At 38.6% G+C, this 17,477-nt stretch carries 12 protein-coding genes and 1 rRNA gene; 1 reads left to right on the top strand and 12 read right to left on the bottom strand.

Annotation, left to right across the window (positions count from 1 at the left end; translation table 11 throughout):
• Positions 1 to 32: 32 nt before the first annotated feature.
• From mrdA to QSJ81_RS06850, 7 genes are all read right to left on the bottom strand, one after another.
• Positions 33 to 1,823 (bottom strand): penicillin-binding protein 2, encoded by a 1,791-nt coding sequence (gene mrdA, locus QSJ81_RS06880; protein WP_285716675.1) that lies wholly within the window; start codon positions 1,821 to 1,823, stop codon positions 33 to 35.
• Between the two features lie 89 nt (positions 1,824 to 1,912).
• Entirely contained in the window at positions 1,913 to 3,313 is a 1,401-nt protein-coding gene (locus QSJ81_RS06875) for an LCP family protein (protein WP_285716674.1), read from the bottom strand.
• Between the two features lie 213 nt (positions 3,314 to 3,526).
• A complete protein-coding gene (locus QSJ81_RS06870) occupies positions 3,527 to 3,748 on the bottom strand; it encodes a cation transporter (protein WP_285716673.1) in 222 nt (73 codons plus the stop codon).
• Positions 3,749 to 3,823: 75 nt separating this feature from the next.
• The gene (locus QSJ81_RS06865; RefSeq protein WP_285716672.1) at positions 3,824 to 7,810 is read right to left on the bottom strand and encodes a beta strand repeat-containing protein; all 3,987 of its coding nucleotides are present in this window, start codon (positions 7,808 to 7,810) and stop codon (positions 3,824 to 3,826) included.
• A gap of 15 nt (positions 7,811 to 7,825) precedes the next feature.
• Entirely contained in the window at positions 7,826 to 9,514 is a 1,689-nt protein-coding gene (locus tag QSJ81_RS06860; RefSeq protein ID WP_285716671.1) for a ShlB/FhaC/HecB family hemolysin secretion/activation protein, read from the bottom strand.
• Between the two features lie 318 nt (positions 9,515 to 9,832).
• On the bottom strand, positions 9,833 to 10,924 hold the full coding sequence (locus tag QSJ81_RS06855; protein WP_285716670.1) for a glycosyl hydrolase family 18 protein: 1,092 nt from the start codon (positions 10,922 to 10,924) through the stop codon (positions 9,833 to 9,835).
• Positions 10,925 to 11,128: 204 nt separating this feature from the next.
• Positions 11,129 to 12,382, bottom strand: coding sequence for a dicarboxylate/amino acid:cation symporter (locus QSJ81_RS06850; RefSeq protein WP_285716669.1), 1,254 nt, complete (start codon positions 12,380 to 12,382; stop codon positions 11,129 to 11,131).
• A 326-nt stretch (positions 12,383 to 12,708) separates the two neighbouring features.
• Between QSJ81_RS06850 and QSJ81_RS06845 the strand changes: the two genes are divergently transcribed.
• Positions 12,709 to 12,981 carry a hypothetical protein gene (locus tag QSJ81_RS06845; RefSeq protein ID WP_236639296.1) on the top strand — a complete coding sequence of 91 codons (273 nt, stop codon included), beginning with the start codon at positions 12,709 to 12,711 and terminating at the stop codon, positions 12,979 to 12,981.
• Positions 12,982 to 13,021: 40 nt separating this feature from the next.
• On the opposite strand, the gene QSJ81_RS06840 is transcribed toward QSJ81_RS06845, so the two are convergent.
• From QSJ81_RS06840 to rrf, 5 genes are all read right to left on the bottom strand, one after another.
• Complete coding sequence (locus QSJ81_RS06840) at positions 13,022 to 13,663, bottom strand: NUDIX hydrolase (protein WP_285716668.1); 642 nt, start codon at positions 13,661 to 13,663, stop codon at positions 13,022 to 13,024.
• A gap of 21 nt (positions 13,664 to 13,684) precedes the next feature.
• On the bottom strand, positions 13,685 to 14,479 hold the full coding sequence (locus QSJ81_RS06835; RefSeq protein ID WP_285716667.1) for an energy-coupling factor ABC transporter ATP-binding protein: 795 nt from the start codon (positions 14,477 to 14,479) through the stop codon (positions 13,685 to 13,687).
• A gap of 53 nt (positions 14,480 to 14,532) precedes the next feature.
• A complete protein-coding gene (cbiQ, locus tag QSJ81_RS06830; protein WP_285716666.1) occupies positions 14,533 to 15,459 on the bottom strand; it encodes a cobalt ECF transporter T component CbiQ in 927 nt (308 codons plus the stop codon).
• A gap of 29 nt (positions 15,460 to 15,488) precedes the next feature.
• Entirely contained in the window at positions 15,489 to 16,541 is a 1,053-nt protein-coding gene (locus QSJ81_RS06825) for an FAD:protein FMN transferase (protein WP_285716665.1), read from the bottom strand.
• 752 nt (positions 16,542 to 17,293) lie between these two features.
• Positions 17,294 to 17,410 (bottom strand): 5S ribosomal RNA (rrf, locus tag QSJ81_RS06820).
• Positions 17,411 to 17,477 lie beyond the last annotated feature (67 nt).

Here is a 17,477-nt window from a genome sequence, read left to right as displayed (position 1 = left end):
GGAGTTAAAACTCCATCTGAATCAAGTCTTCTTTATTTCTTTTTAAGCGCAAAATATGCCTCTACTATTTTTCTGACAACAGGTGCTGCCGCAACAGAACCTTCGCCTCCTTCCTCAACTAGGACCGCGACGGCAATTTCAGGATTTTCTGCTGGCGCATAGCAAGCAAACCAGGAATGAACCGTGCCTGTTCCAGTTTCAGCAGATCCACTTTTACCAGCTACTATCGGAGTCATTCCTTGAAATACACCTAGTCCAGTACCTTTAGTGGTCACAGCCACTAACCCTTGCTTAAGTAAATCCCATGTTTCTCCTCTTAAATAAATAGTATGAAGGATTTCTGGTTGATAGGTTTCAGCTACCGCACCATCTGCTGTTAATACTTTTTCTACCAGCATTGGTCGATATACAGTTCCCTTATTTGCTACCGCCATTAATAACATCGCCTGTTGCAATGGGGTTACCAGATAATATCCTTGTCCTATAGCAGCAATTACGGTTTCCCCAGCATACCATTGTTCATCATAGGTAACCTTTTTCCAATTTTCTGTAGGGACAGTGCCTTCCTCCTCTCCCTGTAGGCCAATCCCACTTTTTTTCCCTAGACCAAAGGTTAGAGCGTAACTCGCTAAGGAATCAACTCCCATGCGGCGACCTAATTCATAAAATACAGGGTCACTTGACCAAGCGATTGCATCTACAATATTGAGCTTTCCTAATCCCTTAGTTTGCCACCCGAAGAACTTCCACCCATCAAGTATGTACACGCCCTTGTCATCAAATATTTCATCTTTAGTCACATAGTTCATATCCAAGGCAGCTGCTGCCGTAACAATTTTAAAAACCGAACCTGGAGGATAAACATTTTGAATGCTTTTGTTCGTAAGAGGATGATAAGGATTATTGATAAGCTCATTCCAATGGAAGTTACTGATTCCACTTGCAAATTGATTAGGATCAAATGACGGATAACTAACCATAGCACGCACTGCTCCTGTTCTTACATCCAGGACAACAACACTTCCGCCTTTTGTTGGTTCTCCCCTCTTCTGTCCTTCTTCAATTTGCTCCATTAAGGCGTCCTGAGCTGCCTTTTGTAAGTTTATATCAATAGTAAGCATTAACCCCTTACCAGCGATTGCTTTTTTATCTCCAATGATCTGAATTTCTTCGCCTGCTGCATTAACTTCAATTTGCAATCCACCATCTATCCCCCGTAATACTTCTTCCCACTCCTGCTCTAAGCCATCCTTACCAATAAAATCTGTTGGTTTATATCCCTGCTCTTTACGCTTTACATATTCCTCTTCATTAATACTGCCAAGATAACCAAATACATGAGCTGCCAATTCCTTGTATACATATTCTCGAATAGGCATCGCTTCAATAATTACCCCTGGTAGCTCATCTTCTCGCTCACGAATCTTTGCCTGAAGCACTGCATCTACATCTCGTTTAACTCGGATGGGAGTATAAGGGTACTCTGCCCCAACCTTTAACAACCTTTCAATCTCATCAGGCTGCACATCGATAATATTAGCTAACAGCAATGTAGTATTCCAGTCCTTACTATATTTCGCAGGAATAATAGATATAGCGAAACTAGGCCGATTAGTAACAAGTAAAGCCCCATTATGATCATACATAATACCACGAGGTGCTTGCGCTGTAATTTGATGGATGTGGTTTTCTTCGGCAAACTTTTTATACTGGGGACCATGCAGCAATTGCATCCAAGCCAAACGCAAAATTAAAAGGGCAATAACAGTAATAACTATCCATGCCATAATATTAAGTCTGCGAGACTTCTCTGTAATCCACATTCGATGGTACTCCTTTTTAGCTTACTTCTTATCTACATAGTATCTCGCAAATAAAAAAAAATAGCCCTTATGGGCTATTTGAATCTTGATTATTTAGCTGCGTAGTCTTTACCAATTACAACGATTCCATCTGTAGATTTACCTTCATCCTTAGTAATTTGCAGCGTATATTTAAATGGTAATGAGCTTAATTTATTAACTACCGCACTATTTGTAGAGTTAGAGATGACTACTGTATTTTTATACGCGTTAGGCGTACTCGTTACACCCGCTACTTCAAAACCTTGACTTCGTAGTACTTCAGCAACTTTGTCACCAGCATCTGCTACACCGCTAGCATTTAATACTTCAACGCTAACTTTAGCATTTACACTTTTCATAACAGGTTTGCTTACATCCGTAGAAGCCCCTGGTTTTTCTGGAGTTTTAGGTTTCTCTGGTGTTGCTTTTTCTGAATTTAAAGTTTTGGTTGTCTTAGGAGTTTCAACCACTTTCATTTCTTTAGGAATTGAAGTTTCATATTCATTTACTTCACGTTGCGTTGTAGCCACATATTTTTCTTCCATAGTTACTCCCAATGTCTGAGCAACATGTCTTCTTAATGACATGACATCAGGTAACCAATAACTTACATCATCAATATAAGCAGGTTTTCCAGGTACCATGTCTGTTTTTAAACCACTTTTCGATGCATCATTCAAGGTTTTAGCAAGGGTGAGCATTTCACTTGTCGATAGATCCGTTTTAACTACACTACTTACCTCTTTAATAATCGCAGGAATTTTAGTAATAACAGACGGACTAGCTACTTCCTTCATTAATGCTTTTAAGAACTGATGCTGACGCTCAACCCGGCCAATATCACCTTCTTCATCACGGTAACGTACATATTGAATAGCTGTATCGCCATCCATGTGCTGTACGCCTTTACGTAAATCAATTACAAAAGCACCACCACCGACCCCATTATCATCATAGGGATCCGAATAATACATGCGTTTTTCCACATCAATTGTAACACCGCCGACAGCATCAACAATCTTTTTAAACCCAGCAATATTAATTGTAACGTAATGGTCAATTTTAATACCTAACAAACCTTCAACTGCTTGTTGCGTTAATTTGTAGCCACCATAAGCATAAGCATGATTAATTTTATCCCAGCCGTGTCCTGGGATTTTAACCCTAGTATCCCTCGGTATGGAGAGCATGGCGACTTCTTTCGTATTCGTATCAATTGTCACAACAAATAACGTATCCGAACGTCCTACATCATCACTACGTTCATCGACTCCCATAACCATAATATTGATTTTATTTTGAGGAGTTACAATACTTCCTTTTTCCTTACTTTGTTCAATTCCTCCACTAAACCAATAATAGGACGCGCTGGCTACTACTAATAATGCTAACAGAATACCAAAGATCGTAACAATACTTTTTCCCTTGCTACTTCTGCGCTCAGCTAATCTTTTTTCAAGTTCTGCCATAAAGCGCATCTCCCTTCTATTACCTGCAAGGCATATCGCTATCCAGGCATTAATTTTAAAAACTGCATATAAAAAATCAATAAACAAGCCTCCGACTTGGGAGGCTTGCTTCTAAGTATAACAAAATATAACATGAAAGGTCAAGATTTTTATGCATTGTGCCACAATATACCACAGCTTCTTTAGTAAATTTAAAGTAAATTAATGCTGTTTTTATTGCTTACCTACAACAGTAAAACCTTCGTCATCGACAACTTCTTTTATTTTCTCTAATGTTACTTTACTAGCATCACTCTCTACAGTAAGTGTCTTATTTGGTAAATCCACGAACGCTGAAATTACTCCTTCTAAAGCACTAACAGCCTTCTCTACAGCATTTTTACAATGACCACAACTCATACCTTCCACCATAAAAATATATTTTTCAACGTTCATATTAATGCCCCCTGCTATAATAGAATTACGTAATTTATTACTAACTTGCGTGAATTATTATTTCTTATAACTATATTATTCTTTTTCCCCGCCAGTTGCAACTCCACTATTATTTATATCAACATTATCTGGCAATCTAACTCCGCCATTTTTGATGATAATAACTGATTCCTTATTCTCAATCCCAACAATTTCTTTGCCCTCATCTTTTTTCCCTAAATATGCCGCAGTAGTATATTTACCGTCTACCAGATTTTCCGGCGTCGGTGGCGTCGGTGGCGTCGGTGGCGTTGGCGGCGTTGGCGGCGTCACTACATTTTTCAAATTAACAGTTGCAAAACCACTATATGTCACTGTGCCATAGCCTGGCGCAGTGATTGTTGAACTTGTTACAATAGGATTTGTCCCCTGACTATCGAAATTCAGTATACTCGCCGCCACATTCCCCCCTGATAATGTTTGAGTTACACCAGGAATGAACTGACTATTGACCTGATTTACTTTGCCAACTCCTGCCATGCAAGTCAAATTATTTACATTATCATAACTGATACTTAATCCCAGCATAGTTCCTATTGGAGCATATTGTATCTGCGTTCCTGTAATCGTATAGATATTATCATGGGAACTGGTTGCATCATTAATATTAAGTACGTCATTGCCACCAATTCCCTCTACCTTCATCGAAGTAAATCCATCTAACGAACCATTTCCTATGTTAAAGTTATTATTCCCATTCGACCCTCTAATAATTAATGTACCATTCGTAATAGGCGCATTGATATTCATATTACTACCAGTTTGCAATATAATATTTTTGCTTCCCTGCCCCAACGGACTGGCTACTGTAATATTTCCCGTAGTAGAACTGCCAATCTGCAAGGTACCTGTGCTCAACATATTTAAATCTGCCTTTGTCAAATTCAGTCCTGCACCTGTACCTCCTAACGTAACATCTTTCCCAATTGTACTTGGCTGTACAATAACTCCACTCATTCCAGTCATAGTATCATTAAAAATCATCTTATCTGCTGTCAAAGCCAGATTTCCGCTGGCATTCAAATTTCCAAGTTCTATGCCTTGTGCATCCTTTCCTTGTAAATTAATGTTTTTGGCGGTGATGGAACCACCCTTACTATATACATCTGAACTAACTCCATCCGTACTTGTTCCAATAAATGTGGTATTACTGTGGGTAGATATAATACCATTGGGAGATAAAACCGTACCGCTAACATCAATACCATAATTCTGGCTACTACCTTTTCCACCTGTACCATTTAGTATCAAATTGCTACTACCAGATGATATAAAAGCATTATTTTTCAGTACGATCCCTGCATTATAGGTATCTGTGTTATTGCCACCACCAATACCTATAATACTTACATCTCCATCTACACTCTCGATTGGATTTGTATCAAGAAGTACACCATGATTTTCATGAGTACCAGTGTTACTACCTGTTCCCATTAAAGTTAGCTTGCCATTTCCTGTTGACTCCAGTAAAACAGTTGGATCGACTCTGATCCCCATGTTTTTAAAGCCAGTACCATTAGCTTTTCCAGTAATTATCACATTTCCATCATTTGTTTTTACAGTACCACTCATCAGATAGACACCATAATTTTCGTGAGTTCCAGTACCACCGGCGCCTATTAGAGTAACCTTCCCACTACCTGTTGACTCAATGATACTACTATGATTCAATAAAATTCCTGGATTAAAAAAAGTACCACTACCACCGGTACCTTTAATCGTAACGTCACCATTCGCTATCTTGATTATTGCATTATCGTTCAGATACATCCCATAATTATCACTAGTACCGCCGCTACTACCCGTACCATCAAATGTAATTCCACCAATTCCTGTAGATTGAATTATTGCTGATTTGGTTATGACAATTCCTTGATTTCCTATACCACTTCCGGTATTACCTCCTCGTCCAACACCAATAATGCTAACGCCACCATCTTTGCCAGTAATGGTACTACTATTAGCAACATACACACCATGGTTATTCGTATCCCCACTTCCCCCTGTGCCCTCTAACCCGATGATTCCGCTTCCAGTGGATCTTATATAACCACCAGCATCTAGAGATATTCCATAATTATGATTTGTAGTTCCATTGCTACTACCCTTAATATCAATAGCACCATCAACAGCCGTTACTCCACCAAATATGCCAACGCCAAAATTACGATCAGCAAGGCTATTCTCACCTATACCACGCAACGTAATATTACCACTAGCAGATGTTTGAATTACACTACCTGTATTTACAGTAAGTCCTGTACTTTGCATCGTATTTCCCTTTCCAGTAATTCTAATATTGCCCCCACCTGCATCAACGAGAGCGCCACTACCTCCGTTTCCGATCCAGACATATCCAGCACCACCAATCCCAGGACTAATAGCAACGGCACCACCATTTGTAATAATTTTTGCTCCGTCATTCATCCTAAAATTTGCCGTATTAGGATTTGCTAACGAATCATTGATAGTAGCTGTCACATCGCCACGATTGGTTATCAAGGTTACATTAGGATTAAAAACAATAGAATTCCCCGCTTGCAAATTCAAACTATGATTAGCTGCCCCTGGCACATTGGCATTCACACTATCATTAAAAGTGATATCATTCGTAGCCTGCAAAATAACATTGCCCGAAACCATCGCATTGGCAAGAGCTGTCCCACTAATCGTGGTTGTTGCAGGGCCATCCGCAAAGGCAACGGTATTACTCACCATTGGATCGATCCCAGAGCTGTCAATTACAATATCCTGAGGATCTAACAGCAACGTCCCAGCCTCACCTTTAGAAGCCTGTAGCTCTACATTTCCCTGATAATTGAGCACTTTCTTGCCAGACACTTCCACACTACCACCATTACCTGTTACCGTTCCGCCACTAACAGTAATCTTTCCTTGGAACTGGGTCGTATCATCCGCCCATACGACTACTTTGCCCCCATCGCCTGTAACTAATGCATTAGCATGAATGACGGCACTCGTCCCCACAAAAGTCTTCTGAGCATTTTGTTCACTGCCTTTGCCTTGATAGTTCCCTCCTATGAGAATAGTGCCACCACCTGCATATCCTGATGCATCTAACTTTGCATTATCAAAAACTCCTACTTTTTGACCCAATACTTTGATAGTACCGCCTGTTTGTCCGGATAATCTGCCTGATACATCAAGAGTGCCAGAAACAGCGACTATACCACTATCACTTTCCAGACAAATAACCCCGTTATGATTGGCAATACTTTTCGCTTCAATAATTCCTTCATTATTAACAACTGTAGCCAATAGAGCATTACCAGCCTTGGCAGACAATATAGCTTGTCCCCCTTCTGCCTCTATGATCCCCTTATTGACTATATTAGCATTCAACACAGCCTGATCCACATTCAAATGTAATAACCCATCTCCATTTACATCCAATGTCACCTGTTTGCCCGCCCCTAAAGCTACCGTACCCAACTTGGTAACTAATACCCCCTCATTTCTCACCTCTGGCGCAAATAATGCAATATATCCACCAGTACCAGCATCGATACTCCCCTGATTTACGACACTACCGTTGGTGGTGCCTTGTATAAATCTATATTTGCCAGCGAGAAAGTCTTTATCACTTATATTCATAGTAGTAGCTACCAGTCCCCCTACATCTACACGAGCATTGGAGGCAAATAAGACACCATTAGGGTTGACAAGAAATACCTTGCCATTGGCTGATAATTGGCCAAATATTTGGGAAGGATCACTGCCAAGTACACGATTCAAACTTACTGAATTCACAGAAGGCTGCAGAAAATTAACTTTTTCGCCAGCCCCAATATTAAATTGATTCCAATTCATAATTAAATTAGAAGTCGTCTGATTGATATTTATCGTACTACCGGTTTGGGTAACAATTCCACCTCCAGAAACCACTGTTCCTGAGGTAGGTAAAGCAAACCCATTACCCGGCAGCAGAACAATCCACAACACTCCCATTGATAAGATGAGACCTTTCCCACGACGCATTGCCCGTAAATACTTTCTTTGCATAATAATCCCTCTTCTTCAAAAGTATTGTATCCCTTGTAGCCATAAACGGCTAGGCTCATCTGCTTGTGCTGTGGATTTTTCGCCCCTCAGCTTCCATGCATAATCCATCCGTATATAAAACTCCCTGTCCTTATTCCAAATTAGTCCAATGCCCGCTCCTGATAAAGTTCGCCGATTAGCTGTAGCTAACCATGGTTTCTTATTCACCAAAATACTACCGGTGTCAAAAAAGGACGCTATTTGCAAACTTCCTGGTATATTTCTAACTGGTAAAGCATGTCTCACTTCCGCAGTAAACAAGTATCCTTCATCACCCATGGCTTCCCCTTGCGGATAAGCACGTACCCCATATGCTCCTCCCAGAGACATTTTCTCCGAGGAATCCAAATTGTTAGTAGCAAGCTGACTAGATAAGGATAGATACAGTGACAAGTTATCCCTCAACCCTTGCTGACGTACTATTTTCAAATTATATTTACCATATTTACCATTAGTTCGAGCAGTCAAATCATCGATTGCTTTCGCATCTAAACTTTGAATATTCAAAGAACCTGTAGAATAGGTAAGAGAATAATTCGTCATCCCACCATAACCAATGCTATCCCAATTATCACCACTTACTCCAATGACTATATCCCTTTCATCTTTTTCTGTCACACTCTGGATAGCACCAATACGATCTTGTATCTCCTTTTTTTGATAGCTTATCTGACCATATACATTAGAACGATAAGAACGTACAAAAGGATAGCTAATGAATAAATTTCCTGTTTTAACTTGACCATCTGCAAGTAAGCTTGCGAATTCTTCACCAAGATCATAATGCATTTTTGAGTATCCTACCCCCATTTTAAGTCCTGAACCCTCAATAGGTATTTGATAGGCTATATCAGTATTCCTTAACCCATGGCCCGGCATCATTGTGTTAACTGAAAGAACATCTCCCTGACCAGTGGGATGATTTAAATTAAACCCCAAACTAATCTGATTTCTACCTATGTAAGGGCTACCATAATTATTAATACTGACACTGCCTGTTATCAGGCTATCATTATCCACGGTAACATTTAAGTCCGAAGTGCCAACAAGCTCCCCTGGACTTAATACGGCTTTTACCTTTATCCCTGGAATATCACTTAACAACAAAATGCTGCGATCAAGCTTCTTTTTTTCTATTGTGTCGCCACTTTTAATCCCACTTATCATATTTTGGACAGTCTCTTGTGCTATCCCAACTTGGTTATGTAGTACAATTTTACCGTAGTGCCCCAAAAGAACTCTTATATCAATTACGCCATCTTTAATTTCCTGAGCAGGTAAATAAGCTCTCGCCACTAAGTAACCCTGCCTACGATAGTACTGAGTTATTTCCCCGGCTATATTTTGTATTTCACTTAAAGTAACTTCTCGACCAACTGTATCTTGAACTAAGGCTACTAAGGCAGGCTCACTATAAATCCCCTGACCAATAATACGTAATTGCCTTATATTAATCTTAATATTAGATTCCTTAATCTCCCTAACCTGAGGCATCTGGTACATTTCCACCTTAGAAATCTGTGGATTGGATAAGCTCTGCCAAGGGTTACTTATATCAAATTTATCAAGCCGCTCAGTTGCAAACCCTACTTCACAAATTGATATTGACAAAAAGATCACTACTACCAAAGTTATTACTTTCGTTATTAGCCAATTATTTCTCAAAATAATACTCATCCTCTACTCAATCTAGTATGTGTTTTTCTGACAAATTACGCTAATTTATTTTTATTTTTGATAAAAACTTCTATTTTTTTCTATTTTATATCAAATTCATCATAGATACATCTATATAAAGATATAGAGAACAATACTTTAAAATATTATTCTCCTCGAAATTATTATACTTCTCACTGCTATCAAGAAAATGAAGATAAGAAAAATTGTGACCATAAACAAAATATTCTCGAAGCACTTCAAAGCTATACATGCTGAAACGGAAAAAATATCTGCTGATACTCGTCAGCAGATATTTTTTCTCACTTACTTGGGAAACTTTTTATCAATTAAAGGCCATACTTCTGGTTGTTCTTGCCCTAAACGCCATAATGCAATCCCAGCTGGGTTGTACTTTGCAACAACATCTAACTTAGCCGATATACTTTTATCATTTTCAAACCAAACTTCATGATCTTTGTACTTATAGTGGGGTGCTTGTAATGCCTCATCATACTCAATCTTAGCTCCATTTTGTTCCGCCCGTACAATCGCATCTACATAGGTAATTGTCTCTCCTTCCTTGCCAACCCAATCGTAACCATAAAAACCTAGGCCAATTATGACCTTTTGAGGCCCGCCACAATTATCAATGGCGTATTTAATATTTTTTTCATACCAGTCAATTGGTGCAATGGGACCTGGTTTGGATGTTGACCAATGATTATCATAGGTCATGATTTGTAAAAAATCTGCACTCTTTGCTAGCTCTGGATAATTATAAGCCCCTGAGACATCTTCCGCTACATCAACCTGAGGAAATACAGATATAATCACAGTCTTATTAATCGCCTTCATTTTGGGATATAATTCTGCCATAAACTTTGTTAAATTATCTCTTTGTGCTGGTGGTAGTAATTCAAAATCAATATTCACACCATCGTATTGTTTTTCTTGTACTAGTTTTACAATATTATCCGTTACTATCGTACGAATTGCTGGATCGCCTAGCACTTGTTCATTTGATCCAGTTTTATTTGTAATCAACGGATACATTGCCAGACCTAAGCTCTTAGCAGTATCATAAACAAGTTGGCTATCTTTCGCTTCTAAAGCCCCATTCTTAGTGGCTTTATACCAAAAGGGACCAACTCCGGTCATGCTTTTGGCAAAGGATTTCATACTAGGAAATGATCCTGTCTTATCAGGTGTACCAGGCCAAGGATTTTCATAGTACCCGAGTACCATACGGGGCGGCATAGCAATTTTTCCTTCTGGATTTTCTGCTGTTCCCGGTGTATCTGGTAAAGGTTTTGGCGCTGGTTTATTACTACAACCACCTGAAATTCCAATTACCATAATCACAAAAAGTAACAACACAATACTAGTTAAAGTTTTTGAATAGCGCAATATAGTCACCCTTTCGCAAAACTATACTCAGTGCAGCAAGCATTTATTAAACCATTCATTTTGCTTTTTCTGCCCTTAGTCATAGTATTGGCGATGATGATTTTCTTATACAAAAAATATTGGTACATATAGATGTTCTATTTTTACTATAAAAAGGGGAGTATCAATATTGATACTCCCCTTTTTATAGTATTTATTCTGTTTAAAATTTATTTATTCGTCGTAATTTTTGGCATAGGCTACTTGCAATACTTCATCAGGCAACTCATTTTCCCAACGGGCCACAACAACCGCGGCCACACAGTTACCAATCAAGTTACAGGCTGTCCGAGCCATATCGAGAATCCGGTCAACTCCAAGAATAATACCAATACCTTCTACTGGTAAACCAAAGGCTGCCGCTGTACCGGCGATAACAATCAGAGATGCACCAGGAACTGCTGCAATACCTTTTGTCGACATCATCAAAGTGACTAACATAACGAGCTGCGTAGAAAGCGGGAAATCAATATTATATACTTGAGCAATAAATATAACTGCCAACGCACTATATAACGTAGAACCATCTAGATTAAAAGTATACCCAGTAGGCAATACAAAAGTTACAATATGCTTAGGTACACCGAACTTCTCTAACTTCTCCATTGCAATCGGTAATGCTGCTTCGCTAGAAGCTGTGGAGAAAGCAATCAAAATTGGTTCCTTAATTGCTCTTAATAACTGGAAGAAATTCATCCGAATTATGAGAGATGCACAAGCTAGCAGTAAAATGATAAACAATACTAAGGCAAAATAAAGCGATCCGATAAGTTTTGCCAACGGAATCAACATACCCAAACCAAATTTACCAACGGTAAATGAAATTAAAGCAAATACACCAAGAGGAGCTAATTTCATTACATACCATGTAAATTTAAACATAATCTCCGCAACACTGATCGCAAGGTCAACAACTGGCTTGCCTTTTGCTCCCAAATGGGCGGCTGCTACGCCAAAGAATGTAGAGAATAAAATGATTTGGAGCATATCGCCACGGCCCATGGCATCAACAACATTAGTAGGTACAATATTAACGAGCATATCTACCATACTAATTGTTTTCTTCGCTGCTGCGGCAGCTGCGCTAACATCAGCACCAGTTGCAAGAGCGACACCTACACCAGGTTGGAAAGTATTTGCAACAAGTAAACCAACAAACAAAGCCAATGTAGTTGCAAGTTCAAACCAAATAATTGCTTTAGCCCCTAAGCGTCCCAATTTTTTAAAGTCACCAGTTCCTGCAATCCCCATAATTAAAGAACTAAAAATCAGAGGTACAACGATCATCTTAATCATACGAATAAATGCATCACCAACTGGCTTTAATGCTTGTCCATACGTAGGGAAAACATAGCCGAAAACAACACCTAAAACAAGAGCAATAAAAATTTGAGTAGTTAACCCTATACCCTTTTTGTTTTTCTCCAATGTAATTCCTCCCCTTTTTATCTTAATGTTTCCCGATGGGATACACCCTTTAAAACTACTTTAGTATACCAGCTATAACATGAAAAATCTACCATTTTGCTGTTATTTTCTGTATTTTGTACACAATTATTGAAGCTTTTTCTGAATGATTCTTTTTTCAAAAATAAAACAGAATTTTGCAAATAAAGTAGCCACTTATCTGTTAATAGGTTACAAAGCCAATTATCCCTATTTTTTTACCAAAAAGCCATTACACTTTTTCTTCACTAAGTGGTATAATGCTTGCAACTACATTTCATTCAAGTAGTAAAGGGAGTGTGTTGATATTGAAAAAGGAAACTGTAATAACTGCCATGCCTCCACTTGACGGCTATGCTGTAAAAATGCTTGAGGATGCCTTAGGCAAAGCCCCTAGTAAGGCCATTCGTCTAGAAATCAACAACACCATTTATCAGCTTTCCCGAGAAGGTCACTGGTTTAAATTTTCCCTACTTACTAAAAAACAAACTGTAAAACGATCTACCATATTTCAAACCATTACTGAGATCTACAACCAAGTAATTCATGGACAGGCCTGGCGTATCGCTGAAAGTTTCTAAAAAGTAACTAAACAAATCCCCCTTATAATAAGGGGGATTTTTATTTATCCTCACTGCCTATTTTTTTACATACATCCAAAAACCGTTTTAAGACTTGCGCCGTCAATCCCCAGATAACATACTCTTTATATTTATAAAATAATACTTGATACTTCTTGCGAACCCGCCACTCCTGTGAATACCCTGGTACTAAAGCAAAAGGAAAATCTTCTAAGGGTCTAGTACCCATTTCCATGTGTCCAATAATAGGATCATAGTTTATAAGATATTCCAAAGGCACAGTAAAGACTTCTGCGACCTCACCTGCATTAGGGGTAATTGATTGCTTAGGAGAAAGGTATCCTACATAGGGATGTAGGCGAACTCCAATGGGACTAAGTATTTCCTCAAGTGGACCTAAAACCTGTATATCTTCCTTAGACAGGGCGAGTTCTTCTTGAGTTTCACGTACAGCTGCAAAGAGGGGATTTTTATCGCCGTTCTCAATGCGACCACCTGGAAAACAGATCTCCCCAGGTTGCCAGGACAATTGGGTGGATCTGACTTCGAATAGCACGGAAATTTCACCATTATCCCAGACTAATGGCACCAAAACAGATGCAGAAAAGTAATCATTGTAGCCGTCTTTATTGTTGATAGCAACTGCTAAGGCAGCTGAAAGTTCGTTACATAACTCATTCATTACCACATCATTCTCCTAATTCTATTCATGGCGATGTACATGCACGTGTTGTAACTGTCCGTGTAAATGTACATGTTGGTCTTGATCAATAATATTTGCGGCTAATAGTAACTCCTGATTTGCTAAAATAATGGCTGGTTTATTATCGGCCATTATTTTATGCCCATCACCAATTACAACGACTCGCCTTGCTAAGTCTGGGACTAATTCAAGCTGGTGGGTCGCAATAATAATCGTTTTACCAGATTCATTTAACTGACGAAGCATGCCTCTCATCCATCGTTGAGTTTTTGGGTCAAGACCATTTGTTGGTTCGTCTAAAATTAATACTTCTGGATTTACAGCTAGCACGGCGGCGAAGGCGACCTTTTTCTTTTCTCCACCACTTAAGTGATGAGGTAATCGGTCTTTCAATGAAGTAATACCAATACAATCCAAGATCTCTTCAGCCTGCTTCTTTGCTTTGTCAAAGGAAAGTCCCATGGCCAACGGACCAAACATAACCTCATCTAACACGCTAGCACAAAAAAGCTGTACATCTGAATTTTGAAAAACGAATCCAATTTTTTGTCGATATGCAGCTGCAAAGTTTTTATCCTGCATCTTCTGCTTTGTTATTTTAGTATCGTAAGCCCAGAACTCTCCTTGGCTCGGAAAGATTAATCCTGCGATTACCTTCTGCAAAGTAGATTTACCGCACCCGTTTGGTCCAAGTAACACAATCTGTTCTCCTGCATCAATTTCTAAAGAAACCCCATCTATTGCCGCTTTTTCTCTTCGGTAACAATATCTTATATTTTTTAACTTAAATAACAATAGCCTTCAGCTCCCTCACATTGCCATGTACAAAAGGCGTCTTAGTAATTACTTTACAGCATCTCAGATAAAATACATAAGCCTAGAATTACGCACAAGAAGCAGAGATCCAATAAGCGAATAGATTTATCTAACCTTTGTTTATTTTCTCCATTATATCCACGAGCAATCATAGCTGCTGACACTTCTCCACTATATTCTAAGGACATACGAAAAAATCCGCCTACTGCTCCACCAATCCATTCCCATTGGCTCAGTGGCCCCTCTTTACCTACTAAACGACTTTTTCGTCCGAAAATAAAATCACTTAACAACAATAAAAATAAGAATAAATAGCGATACGTTAAATCAAGTACCATTACAAACACACTAGGTACACCTAATTTACCTAAAGATTTGGTTAAAATGTTCCATTGTGTAGTTTTCACAAGAGCGACCATAATCGCTAAAGATGTCGCAGTTCGCATAAACACAAAACTGGCCGCTCTTACCCCCTGCTTAGTTATTATCATTTCCTCAGGCAAAGAAAATCTACCTATATGCCAATACCACGAACGATAAATAACCAGCAATTCATCTCCAGGTGTTATCCAACTGCTTATTGCTGGTAACATCATAATACCAGAAAAAATAAAAGCGGGTATCCATACCCGTTTTATATAATCAAGCATACTAATACCAGACATTAATAGCATAGCTATGGTTAAAAGATGAATGCCGACTAAGAATAAAAAACTATGGGACATGGCAGCTAAAATAAGTAATGCCGTGCACCCAATAATTTTTATGATTGGATGAATTCTTTGCAAAACTCTAGAACGACTAGCAATGCCATCTTGATACATATCTTCAGCCATTACTTGACTAATATTGTCTAGAGTTTTTTCTAGATAATCCTTCCTATGCCAAGATGACTGTACAATTGGCAACTTAGCATAGGAGGTAGCTGTTAACCAACTGGGCAATTTATTCTTATTCACAGTATTTCATACTCCACCTTCCAAGTAAGCTAAGGCTTAGTTTCCAATTGCTTTTTATCTGACTCTAATGGTAATTCAATCTTGCCCTCAAGACCAGGTGTAACAATAACTTTTCCCTCCATAGTTACAATTACAGCCTCATTACCAGGAAACTGCTTTAATATTTCTAATCCTTTCTCAACACCTAATACAAAAATAGGTTTACTCAATATATCACCATAGGTTGAACTATTATTGACCATGGTCACGCTAGCAACCTCCCTAGGTTGCCATCCAGTCCGAGGATTAAGAATATGAGAATATCTTATGCCGTTTTTTATAATAAATCTCTGATAATCACCAGAAGTTTCCATTGTATCCCAATCTGTTAAGGCTAACTTTGCACTAATTCCTTCTGTCTCTCGAGGGTTTTGTATACCAATTCTCCATGGTTTACCATCAGGTTTATTGCCGATTACTCGTACATCTCCCCCAGCATTCACCAAGGCAGATGTAATTCCTTTTGCCTTTAACACTTCAATTGCCTTATCCGTTGCATACCCTTTAGCAATTCCCCCCAAATCCAGCATCATACCTTCCTTAGGTAAATATACGGTATTTTCAATGGTATTCACTTCTATCAAATGATAATTCACTAAAGGCAACACTGCTTCAATTTCGGCCTGACTTGGAACAAATTCCCCCTTATGCCCGATACCCCATAGCTTAGTTAATGGGCCAATTGTTATATCGAAAGAATCGCCTAATTTATCAGATACCTCTTGAGCAAACTTTATAATATGAACTAAATCTGGATCGACAGTTACTTTAGATTTGCCAGCCATTTGGTTAATCTTTGATACTTGACTATTCTCATCAAAATTATTTGTAATCGTATGTAATCGTTGAAATTCTATAAATGCTGCCTTGACTGCTTCCTCTGCCCCCGGGCCATATGCTGTAATTTCCACAATAGTATCCATAAGAAATTGAGTTTCCTTATATGGTTGTGCAGCCGATACATTATGATTCCGCAAATATCCGAAAGCTAGTAAACTAATCATAACAAGTATTGTTAATACTATTGATAATTTCTTCTTCATGTAAGCCCCTTCCTGCTCATTACTATCGCCTATGTCTTAATTAATGCTGTTTATTGTCACCCAAATTTATTCATTGGTTCCACTAGAAGATTCGTGACTTTATAGTCCCCGTAAAATATGAAAATTCCATATTCAGTAGACAATCACTACTATAATATCTATTATTTCATAAGACAATTAGATCTACTCTAATTATTAACTAGATTCGCTAGAAACTATATATTTCGTTATTTTCTTACCTAAAACCTTTATTATTCCCTAATTTCTTCTTTAAAATTTATAGTGCTTATTACCTTTATTTAGGTCATATCAGACTAAGCGCCAGCTTCATGTTATTATAAGCGAAGGTTAAATGCTAATGACGAAGCGTTAATAATATGAAGCTGGCGCGACCAATCATACTAACATAATAATCATTTGATAATAAAAAAGCACCCACAAAAGTGAGTGCTTTTCCATATAACCAGCAACTATCTATCCTCCCAGGCCGTTTCCAACCAAGTACTTTCGACGTATGGGCTTAACTACTGTGTTCGGTACTTCGATTGGCGATAATACCTCATCTGCGTCGTTGCTCCTGCGCGCGCTCACTTCGCGTACTGATGTACTGCTCAGTTCGTGTGCTCGTCGCGTCTAGCATCTGAAGCATTCTCACCAATCTCAGGCACGACGAAATAAGAAAAAGCTATCCCTAGTACAATATCTATTTGACAACAAAAAAACACTCACAATAAAGTGAGCGTTTTTTCTTTAACCAGCAACTATCTATCCTCCCAGGCCGTTTCCAACCAAGTACTTTCGACGTATAAGGGCTTAACTACTGTGTTCGGTATGGGAACAGGTGGAACCCCTTAGCTATCGCCACTGGATTTTAGAAGTACATATTTTCATATGTTCCTTCAAAACTTCACAGAAGAAAGACTACATGTTAGTCGT

It is taken from the genome of Pelosinus sp. IPA-1 (assembly GCF_030269905.1).
In the GTDB taxonomy this organism is placed as follows: domain Bacteria; phylum Bacillota; class Negativicutes; order DSM-13327; family DSM-13327; genus Pelosinus.
This window is presented reverse-complemented; position numbering and strand designations above follow the sequence as displayed.